This is a genomic window from Bacillus sp. FSL K6-0042, from assembly GCF_038006685.1.
GTDB lineage: Bacteria > Bacillota > Bacilli > Bacillales > Bacillaceae_G > Bacillus_A > Bacillus_A pseudomycoides.
The window spans coordinates 2,195,298-2,210,520 of record NZ_JBBOVS010000001.1 but is presented as its reverse complement, the minus strand read 5'-3'; the positions used below and the strand labels follow the sequence as shown (position 1 = coordinate 2,210,520).

The 15,223-nt window shown below is 36.2% G+C and carries 11 protein-coding genes and 4 pseudogenes; 14 read left to right on the top strand and 1 reads right to left on the bottom strand.

Annotated features, from left to right (window positions below):
- Positions 1-189: 189 nt before the first annotated feature.
- On the top strand, positions 190-1,359 hold the full coding sequence (locus tag MHH45_RS11430; RefSeq protein WP_016131650.1) for a serine hydrolase domain-containing protein: 1,170 nt from the start codon (positions 190-192) through the stop codon (positions 1,357-1,359).
- Between the two features lie 597 nt (positions 1,360-1,956).
- Here the strand turns inward: MHH45_RS11430 and MHH45_RS11425 are convergent.
- Positions 1,957-3,358, bottom strand: a pseudogene (locus tag MHH45_RS11425) (amino acid permease).
- A 932-nt stretch (positions 3,359-4,290) separates the two neighbouring features.
- Between MHH45_RS11425 and MHH45_RS11420 the strand changes: the two are divergent.
- From MHH45_RS11420 to MHH45_RS11360, 13 genes and pseudogenes are all read left to right on the top strand, one after another.
- The gene (locus MHH45_RS11420; protein ID WP_016131648.1) at positions 4,291-4,860 is read left to right on the top strand and encodes a dihydrofolate reductase family protein; all 570 of its coding nucleotides are present in this window, start codon (positions 4,291-4,293) and stop codon (positions 4,858-4,860) included.
- Between the two features lie 236 nt (positions 4,861-5,096).
- Entirely contained in the window at positions 5,097-5,612 is a 516-nt protein-coding gene (locus MHH45_RS11415; RefSeq protein ID WP_088094707.1) for a DinB family protein, read from the top strand.
- A gap of 170 nt (positions 5,613-5,782) precedes the next feature.
- Entirely contained in the window at positions 5,783-6,304 is a 522-nt protein-coding gene (locus MHH45_RS11410) for a DinB family protein (protein ID WP_016113562.1), read from the top strand.
- A 209-nt stretch (positions 6,305-6,513) separates the two neighbouring features.
- Complete coding sequence (locus MHH45_RS11405; RefSeq protein WP_016132967.1) at positions 6,514-7,011, top strand: DinB family protein; 498 nt, start codon at positions 6,514-6,516, stop codon at positions 7,009-7,011.
- A 420-nt stretch (positions 7,012-7,431) separates the two neighbouring features.
- A pseudogene (locus MHH45_RS11400) lies at positions 7,432-7,575 on the top strand (sigma-70 family RNA polymerase sigma factor); the annotation flags it as partial.
- A gap of 79 nt (positions 7,576-7,654) precedes the next feature.
- A protein-coding gene (locus MHH45_RS11395; protein WP_088093830.1) for an IS3 family transposase occupies positions 7,655-8,784 on the top strand; the annotation gives its coding sequence in 2 pieces (ribosomal slippage) (positions 7,655-7,910 and positions 7,910-8,784; 1,131 coding nt in all).
- Positions 8,785-8,803: 19 nt separating this feature from the next.
- Positions 8,804-9,250: pseudogene (locus MHH45_RS11390) on the top strand (sigma-70 family RNA polymerase sigma factor); the annotation flags it as partial.
- A gap of 4 nt (positions 9,251-9,254) precedes the next feature.
- Entirely contained in the window at positions 9,255-9,662 is a 408-nt protein-coding gene (locus tag MHH45_RS11385; RefSeq protein ID WP_016113565.1) for a PadR family transcriptional regulator, read from the top strand.
- 7 nt (positions 9,663-9,669) lie between these two features.
- On the top strand, positions 9,670-10,935 hold the full coding sequence (locus MHH45_RS11380; protein WP_016113566.1) for an FtsW/RodA/SpoVE family cell cycle protein: 1,266 nt from the start codon (positions 9,670-9,672) through the stop codon (positions 10,933-10,935).
- Between the two features lie 285 nt (positions 10,936-11,220).
- Positions 11,221-11,778, top strand: a complete 558-nt coding sequence (locus MHH45_RS11375; RefSeq protein ID WP_088094272.1) for an AAA family ATPase — start codon at positions 11,221-11,223, stop codon at positions 11,776-11,778.
- 843 nt (positions 11,779-12,621) lie between these two features.
- A complete protein-coding gene (locus MHH45_RS11370; protein ID WP_016131646.1) occupies positions 12,622-13,218 on the top strand; it encodes a GNAT family N-acetyltransferase in 597 nt (198 codons plus the stop codon).
- A 442-nt stretch (positions 13,219-13,660) separates the two neighbouring features.
- Positions 13,661-13,825: pseudogene (locus MHH45_RS28060) on the top strand (tyrosine-type recombinase/integrase); the annotation flags it as partial.
- A 187-nt stretch (positions 13,826-14,012) separates the two neighbouring features.
- Positions 14,013-15,209, top strand: a complete 1,197-nt coding sequence (locus MHH45_RS11360; RefSeq protein WP_088094271.1) for an FAD-dependent monooxygenase — start codon at positions 14,013-14,015, stop codon at positions 15,207-15,209.
- The last annotated feature ends 14 nt before the right edge of the window (positions 15,210-15,223 follow it).

The following is a 15,223-nucleotide window of genomic DNA, read 5'->3' as shown; positions in this document are numbered from 1 at the left end:
AACATACATGTGGAAAAAGAGGGATTTACCGTTTGTTAGGAGAGAATGGCGTTTGTAAAAATAATAATTATGAAGATGATTACGAATTCAATGTTGACCTTTTGTCATTGGTGGAGATGATAGCTGTGTGGTTAGTATGAAACAGCAAGCAACCACCTATACAATATGAATAGAGGAGAGGAATGCCTTATGAAAACACGTAGTCAAATTACATTTGCAAGTCTGGCCCTTTTTATAGCTGGAAGTTCCCTGTTATACACAACGCCCACCTCAATTGTAAAAGCAGAGCCCAATCAAAATGTATCTAGTTCGTTACAAACAAGCACTGAGCGAGATCGTAATTCCGTCAAACAAGCAATGCGGGATACATTGCATCTTGGATTCCCGGGGATACTTACTAAAACTTCCGAGGGTGGAAAAACGTGGAGTTATGCCGCTGGGGTAGCGAATCTGAGCACCAAGAAACCAATGGAAACAGATTTTCGCTTTCGCATTGGCAGCGTGACGAAGACGTTCACCGCAACGGTTGTACTTCAATTAGCTGGAGAGAACCGCCTGAATCTAGACGACTCCATCGAAAAATGGTTGCCTGGTGTCATTCAAGGAAACGGATATGATGGTAAACAGATTACCATCCGGCAGATATTGAACCATACAAGTGGTATCGCTGAATACACAAGGTCAAAAGACTTTGATATTATGGATACAAAAAAATCGTATACGGCTGAAGAATTAGTAAAGATGGGGATTTCTCTGCCCCCAGACTTTGCCCCAGGAAAGGGCTGGTCTTATTCAAACACAGGATACGTATTACTGGGTATCCTTATTGAAAAAGTAACCGGAAACAGCTATGCGGAAGAGATTGAAAATCGGATTATTGAACCGCTTGAATTGTCGAATACATTCCTACCTGGCAATTCAAGCGTTATTCCAGGCACCAAGCATGCCCGTGGATATTTCCTACCAGACGGAGCAAGTGAGCTAAAAGACGTTACTTATTATAACCCAAGTATGGGTAGCTCGGCTGGAGATATGATTTCTACTGCTGACGACTTAAACAAATTCTTCTCTCACTTACTCAGTGGCAAATTACTGAAGGAACAGCAACTAAAGCAAATGCTTACTACAGTTCCTACAGGAGAAGCTGAACTCGGCAGATATGGTCTTGGAATCTATGAAACTAAGCTTCCAAACGGTGTCTCAATATGGGGACACGGAGGTAGCATTCCAGGGTTTGTTACTTTTGCTGGAGGTACACTTGGAGGCAAGCATACGTTGGCCGTCAATTTGAACAGTATGGGTAGAGCTAACAGTCCTGATCCTTTTAAAAATATTTTACTTGCTGAATTTAGCAAGTAGGCAACAAGTGACATCGGATAAATTTTTTCATAGTTTTTATGGTTAAACATATACCTTTCTGGTTCAAACCCATCACATCGCTATCAAGCTAAGAAAAGCAAATACCCCAAAACGAGAAAATTGGCATCTCCAGGTGAAAATGTACAATTTTTTGTTTTGGGGGGGGCGTTATAAAATTCTTAAGTTGATGAGCATGTATGGTGACCCCTTAGAGGGATTTTAGCAAGATACATAGGTATATCTGGATTTGGATAAAGGAGCTTAAACTCCTTCGGGTGATGCATTATTTCCAACTGTGAATTTGAAACAGAGTCACGATGTTTTGAATAAAGTTGTAATGTTTATAAAAAAGATACGATGCTTTATCTTTTTTTATCGAAGGATTCTAAAGTGATTGCGTATAAAATTATTTATATGAACATCAAATCAGTAAGGGATAATACTAATCTGTCCCTTTTGTAAAGGGCATTTCGAAAAAAGTTATGTAACATAAAGAAGCTGATTTCTGTATTCAACAGAAGTCAGCTTCTTTAAATTTCATTGATATCTATGTTACTCAACTATCGATATGATTATTAATAGAATTGCTTGTGACTATTATCTCGCCATTTTATCATGTGCTTTTGAAATCGTTTCTTCATTTAAATTACTGTGCTTTATCGAATAAATGAAATATATTACTGCTCCAATAGTTATCCAAATACTGAAGTACACCCATGTTCTTAATGGTAAATTTAGCATTAAGAACACACAACATATAATTGAAATGATTGGTAATATGGGTACAAACGGTACCCTAAATCCACGTTTTAAATTTGGATGTGTTTTACGAAGGATAATAACCGATACACTAACTAGTGCGAACGTTACCAAACCACCAATATTAACTAAATTCGCTAATTCTTTTAAATCAATAAATCCAGCTATCACAGAGCTTCCTATTCCCGCCAATCCAATTGTAAAGGTTGGTGCTCCAGTCTTCTTATTAATCTTCGCAAGTGATTTTGGTAACAGTCCATCACGACTCATTGCAAAGAATACTCGTGTTGCTGCGTACATAGTCGAGAAAATAACAGCCATAAGACCAATTACAGCTCCTACAGCAATTACACCAGCGACTTTCCCTTGCCCTACGGCTTCCATTACATAAGCCATTGCCTCAGGTACAGGAAACCATCCCTGTCATAACAAGGCACACTATAACGTAAATAAGTGTACATATGATTAACGATATAATAATAGCGATGGGAAGATTACGTTGTGGATTTTTCACTTCTTCTGCCGAAGTTGCTAATATATCAAATCCCATAAAAGCGAAGAATACGGCTGCCCCACCAGTTACAACGCCACTTAAACCGTATGGTGCAAACGGTACCCAGTTCTCTGGCTTTACATAGAATACACCAACTACAATAAATAATATAACCATTCCAATTTTAATTAACACCATTATGTTATTGATACGTTTACTTTCCTTTGTACCACGTGATAACATCCATGTTATTATCAATGTAATGATTACCGCTGGTAGATTCATAATACCACCTTGTGATGGAATCGTTAACAGAGCTTTGGGTATCTCTAATCCCAATCCACTTATTAAGTTGTGGAAATATCCTGTCCATCCACTAGCGACAGCTGCTGTTGCTACGATATATATTGAGAATAACGTCCAACCTACTAAATGTGCTGCAAACTCACCGATTGTTGCATAGGAGTACGTATATACACTACCTGAAGTCGGGAGTGTAGAAGCAATTTCTGCGTAACATAAAGCTATAAATCCACAAACAATCGCTGCAAGTATAAATGAAAAAATAACTGCTGGACCAGCATCTCTCGCTGCTACTAATCCAGTTAACACAAGAACTCCCGTTCCAATTATCGAACCTATCCCTAACATAATCAAATCAAATGTTCCTAATGTTTTCGTTAAGGTCTTACTCTTATTATGCTCTAACAGTTGTGTAACAGATTTCTTTTTTAATAACTTACTCATATTCTCTGTATCCCCTTTAAAAAGTAAGGTATGTTCTTCTAATGCTTGTGGTATACATAAATTTATATAGATATTAGCTAACCCAAAACTATTAACTTTGCAATATAAGGGATTGAAATATGCGATAAATTTACCGATATTCTTTTCAAAATCTCTATGGGAATCGATTCCATTAACACTGTCCCATATTGGGTATCTAATTTTATTATCTTATCCAACTATTAGATTTATAGGGACGATACAGCAGGAAAGTCGTGAATGTTCTCCTTTTTCTGAAATTTAAACCCCTATTTTTCGTCGTATTTTGTCGAATTATATGAACTATTCTAATTAAAGGTGTTGTGTTTGTAAAGTATTATTTCTTAGAAATCTCTTACAATAAAAACAGATGCTAGAAACCAGCATCTGTTTTTATTTCTCCTATTTGGGGTAGCACCATATCGCTATCAAGCTAAGTAATTTATCACCCCACAAAATGGAAAAATGAGCTTAATACTCAAATATATCTGCAAAGATATAAAATTTTTGTTATGGAGGTGTCGCTTTTAAATAAAGTCACGGTGATTATAAAAAAGACGCGATGTTTTGAATAAAGTCGCGACGTTTATAAAAAAGTTGCGATGTTTTACCCCTTTGGATTTGTTTATCTAAAGGTGTGTTTTTATAATGAAAAGTGAAAAGAATATCTGAACTGAAAGGCGGATTAAGGAACTGTTGAGTAGCAATAAAGTTACTCCACTAAAGGGCCATATTCTTGAATAACTAATTGTGGAAATAATAGGAATTTGAGATGATTGTTATTAAGTTAAAGGGTAGGTTAGCAGTTTAATAACATCAGTAACTTTATTCAGAAATAAATGCTGTAAATAATGAAAATATAAAAAAACTTGGCGGGAGAAACAATATCTAAATGATTAAAGGGAGGAAGAATTATGTCCAATGACATAAGACCAAGAAGAATAATTTTAGATTTAGCAGTTACTTTAGATGGTTTTATTGAAGGGAAAAACGGGGAAGTTGATTGGTGCATCATGGACCCTGAAATGGGATTTATTAATTTCTTAAATCAAATTGATACTATTTTATATGGAAGAAAAAGCTATGATTTATGGGGACAATTTACTCCAGAAATTGAAGATACTGATACTGAAAAAGAAATTTGGGAGTTAGTTCATAGTAAAGAAAAATATGTGTTTTCCAGAACGCAAAAAGGGACTGATAATAAAGCAATATTCATAAATGATAATATTCTTGAAGAAGTAAATAAATTAAAGAATAAGCCTGGTAAAGACATCTGGATATATGGTGGAGCAAGCCTTATTACAACTTTTATCAATTTAGGGCTTGTTGATGAATTTAGATTATCTGTTCATCCTGTTATTTTGGGAGAAGGAAGACCGTTGTTTATTGATATAAAACAGAGGTTGAATTTAAAAATGGTTAATACCAGAACGTTCTCGTCTGGCGTTGTGCAACTAATCTATCATTTGAATGGGAATTAATAATATTGCACATTTCAAAGATAAAATACAATAAATATCATTAGGAAATACTCGATAGTAATTGTCACTTCTTCAACAATCGGGCGCTTTTCTGAAATAAGGAGAGCGTCTTTCTTCATGAAAAGGGCCAGTTTGTAGAGGATTTTAACAGGTTTTTTAGAGTTATTATTTAAATAGGGATTTTGAAGTTTTTTGGTGAATATTAAATGTTAATCTAAAAGATGGAGGTTACTGTGATGTTGAAACTGTTTCAATATAACTGGCAAGTTCGTGATGATTGGTTTACATTGTGCGAAGACATACCGGATGAAGAACTATTAAAGAAACGGATCGGTGGGTTCGGCAGTATCCTACATACCCTATTTCACATTGTAGATGTGGAATATATGTGGATCTTAGGTTTGCGAGGTGAACCAGTGCCTGAGAAGCCATTGTTTGAAGATTATGCTAACTTACAAAAAGTGAAAAATCTTTCAGCTCAATACCACGAGAAAGTGAAGCCATTTGTAACATCTTGGACAAATGAAATGGATTCTCGGAAACTTTCAGAAACTGATTTCAATGAAGAACCGATTAGCTCTAGAGATGCACCAATTAGGCGCCGAGTCATTGAATGTACACACGGAGAGATCATACGTCATGTCATTGTCCACGAAATTCACCATATCGGCCAGATATCTATATGGGCACGTGAAATAGGAAAGGAGCCTGTTTCTGCAAATCTGAGAGGAAGAGGGCTATTCGATAATTAGACTGCCTTTGCCAATTTCACAATCGGGCGCTTTTCTGAAATAAGGAGAGCGTCTTTCTTCATGAAAAGGGCCATTTAGTTGAAGATCTCATCAGATAAGTAATAATATTTAAAGGCATAATTCATTCTGATAAAGAATATTAAAAAATGTGATGATAAGGAGGCGATTGTATGGTTAATCATGTGGAAAATCTATATAACTATCATGTATGGGCAAATCAACGGATTATTGATCATCTTAAGACACTTTCTCCTGAGAAATATCAAAAGGAAATGAAAAGTGTCTTTTCTTCTGTTTCAAAGGTTTTGTCACATATCTATTTAGTGGACTATGGATGGCTTAATATCCTCGAAGGTCAGAATATGAACGAAGCAATGCAATTTTCATTACAACTTCAAGAAAAGATAGAGAAACTGCCCATTGAAGACTTAGAAATGGAATTCCACACTTTATCAACTCGGTTTAAATCCTTTTTGAAAAGTCAGGAGGATATAGAAAAGAGAATTATGCTGGATAATCCATGGGCAAGTTTAAGAGAAACAAGTCTATCTGAAATGATCTTACATGTTGTAAATCATGGAACCTATCATAGAGGGAATATTTCAGCTATGTTGCATCAATTGGGTGATTCTTCAGTTATGACTGATTATGCTTTTTATTGGTATTCTGATAATGTGATTCATCAGAAATAGGTAAGAGAAGAGTAATCCATTTTTTCGTCAAAAAGGTGACGTTTGTTGAGAACGAGATCTGTTTACACAGCTCTATCTTTCAGCTAACAGATAGCTTTAATCAAACAATTGTTGATCTAAAATGATCTGACTCTTCTATGATATTTAACATTAGCAGCTAGAATAAGTTAATTGCTTTTACAATACCCCATAAGGGAGGAGAGGAATTTATGGTCAAAAAACTGATCGTCGGCGACGCAACGTATGAACTGGCCACTACGCGCCGCATTCTGGAACGCTTGCCCGAGGAGCATATGTCGTGGAAGCCGCATGAGAAATCGATGACGCTCGGCGGGCTGGCCACGCACCTGATCAACCTGCTAAACTGGCAAGTCGCGATTTTTCAGTACCCGGAGTTTGATCTTTCGACCGTGCCGCTGAGGCGCGAGCCTTTAGAAAAACGCGCTGACGTTCTGGAGGAGTTCGACGCAAACGTCGGCAAGTTGGAAAAGCTGCTCGCCGAATGCGAAGAGAAAACGCTCGGCGAGGAATGGACGCTGCGCCACGGCGACCATATCATCCTCCGAGAGCCGCGGGCGATCGCGCTCCGCACCTTCGGATTAAGCCACATGGTTCATCACCGGGCGCAGCTCGGGGTTTATTTGCGACTTCTCGATATTCCGGTGCCGGGCATCTACGGCCCCTCGGCCGACGAGGAAGCCCAATGAATTAAGTTTCTCGATCCAATACTCGCCAAAAAGTCGTAGGGCACTGACATGATCGCCGGTACTCTACTACAAGGGACAAGAATGATTACAATCCTTGATCACTAACAGTTGAGGATTTTTAATTGAACAATACCAGTTAATATCAGCTTTTTGTTTATTCAAGAAAAGGGCGCCATTCTTAAGTAAGAGGGCGTCTTCTTTTATTGGGCCATTTAATTGAATAAGTCTTATTAAACGAACGGTGGCAGGATAATGAATTTCATGGAGTAAAATAAGAAATTAGAGTAGAGAATTATTTAGAAAACAAAAAGGGATATGCCTTTGTTAAAATAAAAGATTTATTTTTAGTAAAGAAAAATTAAGCTTGAAATAAAGGTTTAAAAAACGGTATGGACATTGCAAACCGTTTTTTTTTTAGGGATTTATAAAACTTTTCAATGGAGTGCGTCGTCTAATAAATGGGAAGGAGGAACTGATGTGGATGAATTAACAGCAGAGGCGTTTGAAATAGAAGATAAGGAGGACCTTATAGATGAGATAATGAACAAGTATGGACAGGAAATCTTTGGATAGGCTACACTGAACTAGACAAAAAAATTAAGGTCAAGTAGACTACAACTAATATATTTGAGGAGAATCTACTATGACGAACAATAAAAGAGAAAGAAGAACCTTTACAGCGGAATTTAAGCACCAAATGGTTCAACTGTATCAGAATGGTAAACCAAGGAAAGACATCATTAAGGAATATGGATTAACACCATCATCATTGGATCGATGGATCAATCAAAATCATACGTCTGGCTCGTTTAAAGAGAAAGATAATAAGACCGCTGAACAACTAGAGTTGGAAGCGTTGAGAAAACAAAACAAACAACTTCTTATGGAAAATGATATTTTAAAGCAAGCAGCGCTGATACTAGGACGAAAGTAAAAGTAGTGAAGAATAACCTACATAAATACTCAATATCAGCAATGTGCAATGTCCTACAATTATCAAGAGCAACGTATTATTATGAAGCCAAACAAGCACAAGATACAGTAGATGAATTGTCACCACTCGTGAAAGAAATCTTCCGAGAGAGCCGTCAGAACTATGGAACACGAAAGATAAAAGTAGAACTAAAAAAGGTAGGATATGTGATTTCACGTCGCCGTATTGGGCGAATCATGCAGAACCAAGGTTTAGTATCGAACTATACGATTGCACAATTTAAGCCGAAGAGAGTTAGCTGTAACGAAGAAAACATTTCAAACGAACTCAATCGTCAGTTCAACCAACAAGAAGAGCTGGCTGTAGTCGTAAGTGATTTAACATACGTCCGTGTGAACAAAAAGTGGAATTACGTATGTTTATTAGTCGATCTCTTTAATCGAGAAATCATAGGCCATAGCGCAGGCCAAAAGAAAGATGCCGAGCTTGTTTCACAAGCTTTCGCAACGGTGAAAACAAACTTAAATCGGATTACCTTATTTCATACAGATCGAGGAAATGAGTTCAAAAACAAGCTGATCCATGACACGTTAGAGACCTTCAAAATCCAGCGTTCATTAAGTGCGAAAGGCTGTCCATATGATAATGCGGTAGCGGAAGCAACCTACAAAATCTTTAAAACAGAGTTCGTTCGCGATCGTCATTTCACAAGTTTAGAAGAATTGATTTTAGAATTGAACGACTACGTAAACTGGTTTAACAATGTTAGAATCCATGGCACATTAGGCTATTTGAGCCCTGTTCAGTACAGGCAGGAGCACCTTAAAAAAATTGTCTAGTTTCGTGTTGACACACCACTTACAGCTTGTTTATTCATATGTGAATAATAAAGAGGTCGCTGAGGACTTAACGCAAGATATATTTGTTAAATGTTATAAATCTCTTCATACATACAAAGGGAAATCAAATGTAAAAACATGGTTGTGGAGAATTGCCATTAATCATTGTAAGGACTATATAAAAAGTTGGTATAACAAAAAGGTAATCGTTACAGAGGATGAATCTACGTATATTGGGATTCAAAAAGAAAGTGTTGAACAAACTGTTATTCAAAATGCAGAGGACCGTAGGCTGGCTTCTGCAGTAATGAATTTACCGATAAAATATCGGGAAGTGATTTATCTCTTTTATTATGAAGAATTGCCAATCAAAGATATTGCTATGGTAATAGAAGTGAAGGAAAACACGATAAAAACAAGACTGAAAAGAGCCAAGGAACTCTTGAAGAAAGGATTGGAGGAATAATCAAATGGAAGATCGATTAAAAGGCCTACGAAAATCAATGGAGAATACAACTTTTAAACATTTGAGTTTTTCTGATCAGCATCGAAAGCAGGTACACGAAAAAATTAATCAATCATACGAAAATGAAGAAGATATCCTTTTAGCAGTTTTGCAACTTCTCATGAATGAAAAAACAGGGTACGAATTGGCACAGCTATTGCGTGGGAGAGGGATTCAAAAATTCGAAGGAAATGAAGGTTTTTTATACACCTTATTACATCGTCTGGAACAGAATCGTTTTATCCAATCAAGTTGGGATCATTCAGGAGCTAAATATTATCAATTAAATGATAAGGGAAGAAAGATGCTACGAAAGGCAGAAAAAAATTCTACAAAGGCACGATTTATATTAAAAGGATTAGTACAGGGGTGAGACAAATTTGAATAAAAAAGGGGAGCGTTTTTTAAAAGAAGTTACCAATCATATTAAATCAAAAGAAGCGAAGAACCTTGTGGAAACTGAACTGGATTTTCACTTGAAACAGGCGAAGAATATGTGGATAGAGAAAGGGTTAAGTGAGGAAGTTGCTGAAGACAAGGCTGTTGAACAAATGGGAAGTCCAATCAAACTTGGTCAAGAACTTAACAAACTTCATAAGCCAAAGGTCGATTGGTTCATTATTATTTTATTAGTGACTGCTATGGGGCTAGGCTTTTTGCCAGTTGTAGCTTTTGGACATACGAATGATTTACTAATAAATAAGGTGATATTTGTTATTCTCGGTGTTGCAACGGCTCTTGGGATGATGCTGATTGATTATCGGAAATTAGAGAGACTAGGATGGCTGTTTTACACAATCGGAGTACTCATCCTTTTAATGCTATACTGTTTTCAAAACGCTTCCATGAATGGAGAGCCATTAATAAAAATTGGTCCCATCGCAATTGAATGTTTAATGGCAGTGCCGTTCTTTCTTCTAGCTTGGGCTTCTTTTTTCAATAACAGTAGGTTAAAAGTTATGCATCTTCTGATATTGTACTTATTTTCTTTGTATCTATTCTTAACTATATCAATTCTTTCACCAATTTTTATCTATATCACGATGGTATTCGTTATGCTTTGGTGGAGTAAATTAGGAAAGAAAAAGGCATGGATCATTACAATTGTACCAATTTGTTTATTTATTATCAGAGTATTCTATTCCTGGTCCTCAGTAAAAGGATACCGGATGGCTAGAATTTTAGGGTACATAAATCCAGAGCAAGATGCAGGTGGCGCAGGGTTTATGTATATACGTTTAAAAGAGGTAATGTCATCAGCAGGTTGGTTTGGTACATCTGGAAATGTAAAGTCTATCCCTGCTGCAGATACTGATTTTGTGTTTGCAAGTTTGACTTACTATTATGGGTATTTGTTTGCGCTAATCCTTGTTTTGATTCTTTCTCTTTTTGTAGCAAGGATAATGGTCATATCTTATAAAATAAATGCTCGGTATGGTAAATTGCTTCTTGTTGGTGGAATGACTCTTTTTGTAGTCCAGTTCATTTATAACGTTGGAATGATCATAGGCTTATTACCGATCGCTTCTATATCATTACCTTTTATTAGCTATGGATTGATGCCAATTCTATTTAATGCGTTTTTAATGGGTATCGTGTTAAGTGTGTATCGACGTAAAAATTTGATATCAAGTAGTTTCATTTAGAATTGAATCTAAAGTTTCTTTACATTAATTTAATAAGGAAACTTTACACTGACATGGGTATTTAGCTTATTCCAGAATAGGGCGCTTTTCTGAAATAAGGAGAGCGTCTTTCTTCATGAAAAGGGCCATTTAACAGCATAACTATTTCAGGTAAACAAATTAAAAACGTTAATGTGGAATGTATTTACTGAACAGCCTAAAATTTTTCAGATAGTATGAAGTTTGTGAAAAAGGGTACTTGAAATTACTGATATAATAATAAAAAATCATTAATGGAGGAAGTCTATGAAATTTGTACTTATATTTGGTCCGCAAGCAGTTGGTAAAATGACAGTAGGGCAAGAGTTAGCTAAAGTAACTGGATTGAAACTATTTCATAACCATATGACCATTGAATTACTTGAGCCCTTATTCAGCTTTAGCCCGGAAATGTGGAGGGTGTCAACTTTATTTAGAAAAGAAATATTCAAGGCAGTGGCTGAGAGTGAACTGGAAGGTTTGATTTTTACATATGTGTGGGCTTTTGATCAACAAGAGGATTGGGACTTCGTAGACCAGACATGTGAAATCTTTGAATCCCAGGGTGCCACTATTTATTTTGTGGAATTAGAAGCCGATATGGACGAGAGGCTGGAAAGAAATAAAAGTCCGCATCGACTTGAGCATAAACCTACCAAAAGAAACGTTGCTTGGTCGGAGAATGAACTAAGAGAATCAATGGAAAAATACAGATTGAACTCCCATAAAGGTGAAATTAAAAATGAGAACTACATAAAAATTAATAATACAAATTTGAGTGCTGCAGAAGTAGCTGAAATAGTGTCAAAAAGGTTTGAATTATAAAATCACGTGAATGATCTTCTGTAGATTTAAAAGAAAGTCGTACCGTTTTGAAGAAAGTTGCACCGTTTATAAAAAAGTTGCGATGATTTGAAAAAAGTTTAACCGTTTTAGAGGGGGATTTTTAAAGAAAACATTGTTGTAGCAAGTTTTATGAAAACTTTTGATCGAACTTTTTTATAAAATTTGTACACTAATTCACAATGATTATTCTGTTTTTGATCAAACTTTTTTCAAAATAAATTCTTTTTGGTTCTCACTAAATAAGGATTTTCAAAACATTTCTAATCAAACTTTATTCAAAAGCTACATCTTCAATTATCGGGCGCGATTGTTGAGCAACATAGATAGGAAATGACCAAACTTTTTTATAAAAGAATGAACCAACTGAAAATATTAAGAGCGTGTTTTGATCAATCTTTTAAAAAAAAACGCTCTTTTCTAAGATCGTTTATCAAGGTTATTAGTATCGATTTGATCAAACTTTATTTTAAAGTAACAGGAGGATCATTTTAAAAGAAAATTGGATAGTAGCAAATTTAAAATATTGCTATAGACTTCATCAAATGGTACACTTATAGTACGAATTATTTGAATTTTCTCATTTGTAATCATATAAGACATACAGATTCGAGTCTTTAGACAGTCGCTTAAAGAGCTATCTTTAAGCCGTTCTAAAGGCTTTTTTGTTGTTCCCGCAAGTTTGAATGCTAGTAAAAATCATTAAATTATTGGAGGTGATGGAATGAAACTTGCCTTGCAAAGGCTGTGAAGGAATGTGTTGTGGTGCTGTCCTAACTCAAATGAACTAAAGAATATTCTGTTTAAAAAGGAGACAGTAATACTATGATTATTGAAACAGATATATCTCTAGAAGGAAATTCAATTTCGCTTATTCCTCTTGAGGTGAAGCATAAGGAACAATTATTTGAAGCTTTAAAAAGCCCTGAAGTATGGAAATATTCCTGGCGAAAAGTTACCACAGTGGAGGATATAGAGCAAATATTAATGATAGCTGTTAATAATAAAAAAGGTGGGAAACATATACCTTTTATTGTTAAGGATAAACTGAAAGGTCAAGTATTAGGGACAACTCAAATTTGTGGTATTGATAAAGTAAATCGTAATGTGGAAATAGGTTGGACTTGGCTTTCACCAAAAGTTTGGAGAACAAAAGTAAACACAGAATGTAAATTCTTATTACTTAAGTATTGTTTTGAAGAATTAAAAGTAAATCGTGTCCAATTTTCAGTTAGTGGAGAAAACATACGTTCTCAAAAAGCTGTTGAACGAATAGGAGCAACAAAAGAGGGAACTTTTCGTAAACATAGAGTAAAGGCAGACGGAACCATTCAAGACAATATATTTTACAGTATTATTAATGATGAATGGGAGTCAGTAAAAGAAAGATTGATTTATTTATTAGAGAAAGCATACTGTTAGTCTCACCTCTTCTTTTTTAACTATCAACTTGATTCAATATTGGTCCAATTAGGACTTGTCCTTTTTCAGCACTTGATTCTGAATAATATTTCACTTATTTCTCAAACCAAAAACAATAAATAATTAAGTAGTCGTTGTTCAACTATCGGGCGCTATTCTTTTATAGAGAAAGCGTCTTTTTCTTGTATTTCAAGTGTTCTCATAGTTAAGTAATTTTTTTGTTTTCTACGATTGTTGAATAACTAGCGTATAAAAGAGACTCTCCTTGAATATAATAGAATCTAGATTAATTGATTTATAGAATGGAAGCGTGAAGAATAATGTTATTATCTGAGGCCTGGGAACAGTATCAATTAGATAAAAAAATTGAGGGATATTCACCTTTGACTTTAAAAACATATTGTTTTCAATATAATCTCTTATTACGTTATTTCGGTGACATCATCCTCATCAATTACGTCACAGCTATGCTACACATATGATTAACAACGGTGCGCCACTTGAAGTAATACAAAGCTTATTTGGTCATGAGAAGAGTGAAACCACGAGAATATATGCTCAGCTGAGCGGAAAGTTGAGACACGATTTTTATATTAAATATTTTTGAAAGCTACTGAAATTAATCTTTAATCAAAATCGAGGCATGCATATAAAAAGACGTATCTTTTTGAATTGGGCCATTTTGTTGAATAATTAAATTCCTATTATTTTGTTGTGGTAAATAAGTAGAATAGGTCGTGAATATACTGTGGATATGTTAAGACTTTAATTAGGATGGGAGTGAATAAGCAATTATGATACAAACGATGAGCGTCCTTATTTCTGGTGCGAGCATTGCCGGCACGGCACTCGCTTACTGGCTTCACCGCCACGGATTCGACGTGACTGTAATAGAACGTGCACCAGCATTGCGCACGGGTGGTTACGGGGTTGATATCCGTGGTGCAGCCATTACGGTGCTTAAGGGGATGGGTATACTTGATCAAGTTCGTGCAGCTGACACGAACTTGACTGGTGTTTACTTTGTGAACAGCAAAGGCAAGTTCGAAGGTCAAATAAGCGAAGCGAGTATGGGGAACCAGCAGGGGCTGGACATCGAAATCATGCGTGACGATCTTAGTAACATTTTGTACGATTTAACCAAGGATACGGTTGAATACATTTGGGGCGATTCGATTACCGCTATACATGAGACTGAAGCTGGTGCAGAAGTTCAATTTATTCATGGCAAGCCACAGACATTTGACCTGGTCATCGGTGCGGACGGGCTCCATTCTAATGTGCGCACCTTAACTTTTGGCGACGAAGCACAGTTTAAACGTACACTTGGCTGTTATATCTCGATTTTCACCCTCGAGAATTACCTCAACCTCGACCACCGCCAGCTGCTTTATACGATACCAGGCAAAACAGTAGGTATGTATAGCGCTCGTGACAATACCGAAGCAAGGGGTATGTTCTTGTTCCAATCAGAGGCATTGAAGTACGACCGCTATGATATAGAATCTCAAAAGAAATTTGTAGAAAATGCCTTCTTAGGCCATACAGGTTGGGAAACCTCGCATCTACTCAAAACCATGAGAGATGCGACAGACTTTTATTTTGACGAGATATGCCAGATTCACATGCCGACATGGTCAAAGGGGCGGATTACATTGGTAGGCGATGCGGCGTATGGCCCATCACCTCTATCGGGTCAAGGATCTAGCCTGGCGCTTGTCGGGGCTTTTGTATTAGCTGGTGAACTCAAAGCTGCAGATGGCGATTTCGCCCGTGCATTTGTTGCCTACGAACAAAAAATGAGAAAGTTTGTTGAGAAAAATCAAAAAATAGGACTAATAGCTGCCGGGAGTATGATTGAAAAATCAAACTTCAAAATCTTTCTTCGCAATTTAATGCTGCGTATACCAACCATTATGGTTGTACAATTTAAGATGATTTCGAAAATGATAGCGAAAGCTGCTAACGGGATAAAGCTGAAAGATTATTGATATGGATAGTTATA

What these genes read in the sequence shown, in the direction of transcription:
- MHH45_RS11430 (WP_016131650.1), top strand. Translation starts at nt 190, where the DNA reads ATGAAAACACGTAGTCAAATTACATTTGCAAGTCTGGCCCTTTTTATA.
- MHH45_RS11420 (WP_016131648.1), top strand. Translation starts at nt 4,291, where the DNA reads ATGTCCAATGACATAAGACCAAGAAGAATAATTTTAGATTTAGCAGTT.
- MHH45_RS11415 (WP_088094707.1), top strand. Translation starts at nt 5,097, where the DNA reads ATGTTGAAACTGTTTCAATATAACTGGCAAGTTCGTGATGATTGGTTT.
- MHH45_RS11410 (WP_016113562.1), top strand. Translation starts at nt 5,783, where the DNA reads ATGGTTAATCATGTGGAAAATCTATATAACTATCATGTATGGGCAAAT.
- MHH45_RS11405 (WP_016132967.1), top strand. Translation starts at nt 6,514, where the DNA reads ATGGTCAAAAAACTGATCGTCGGCGACGCAACGTATGAACTGGCCACT.
- MHH45_RS11385 (WP_016113565.1), top strand. Translation starts at nt 9,255, where the DNA reads ATGGAAGATCGATTAAAAGGCCTACGAAAATCAATGGAGAATACAACT.
- MHH45_RS11375 (WP_088094272.1), top strand. Translation starts at nt 11,221, where the DNA reads ATGAAATTTGTACTTATATTTGGTCCGCAAGCAGTTGGTAAAATGACA.
- MHH45_RS11370 (WP_016131646.1), top strand. Translation starts at nt 12,622, where the DNA reads ATGATTATTGAAACAGATATATCTCTAGAAGGAAATTCAATTTCGCTT.
- MHH45_RS11360 (WP_088094271.1), top strand. Translation starts at nt 14,013, where the DNA reads ATGATACAAACGATGAGCGTCCTTATTTCTGGTGCGAGCATTGCCGGC.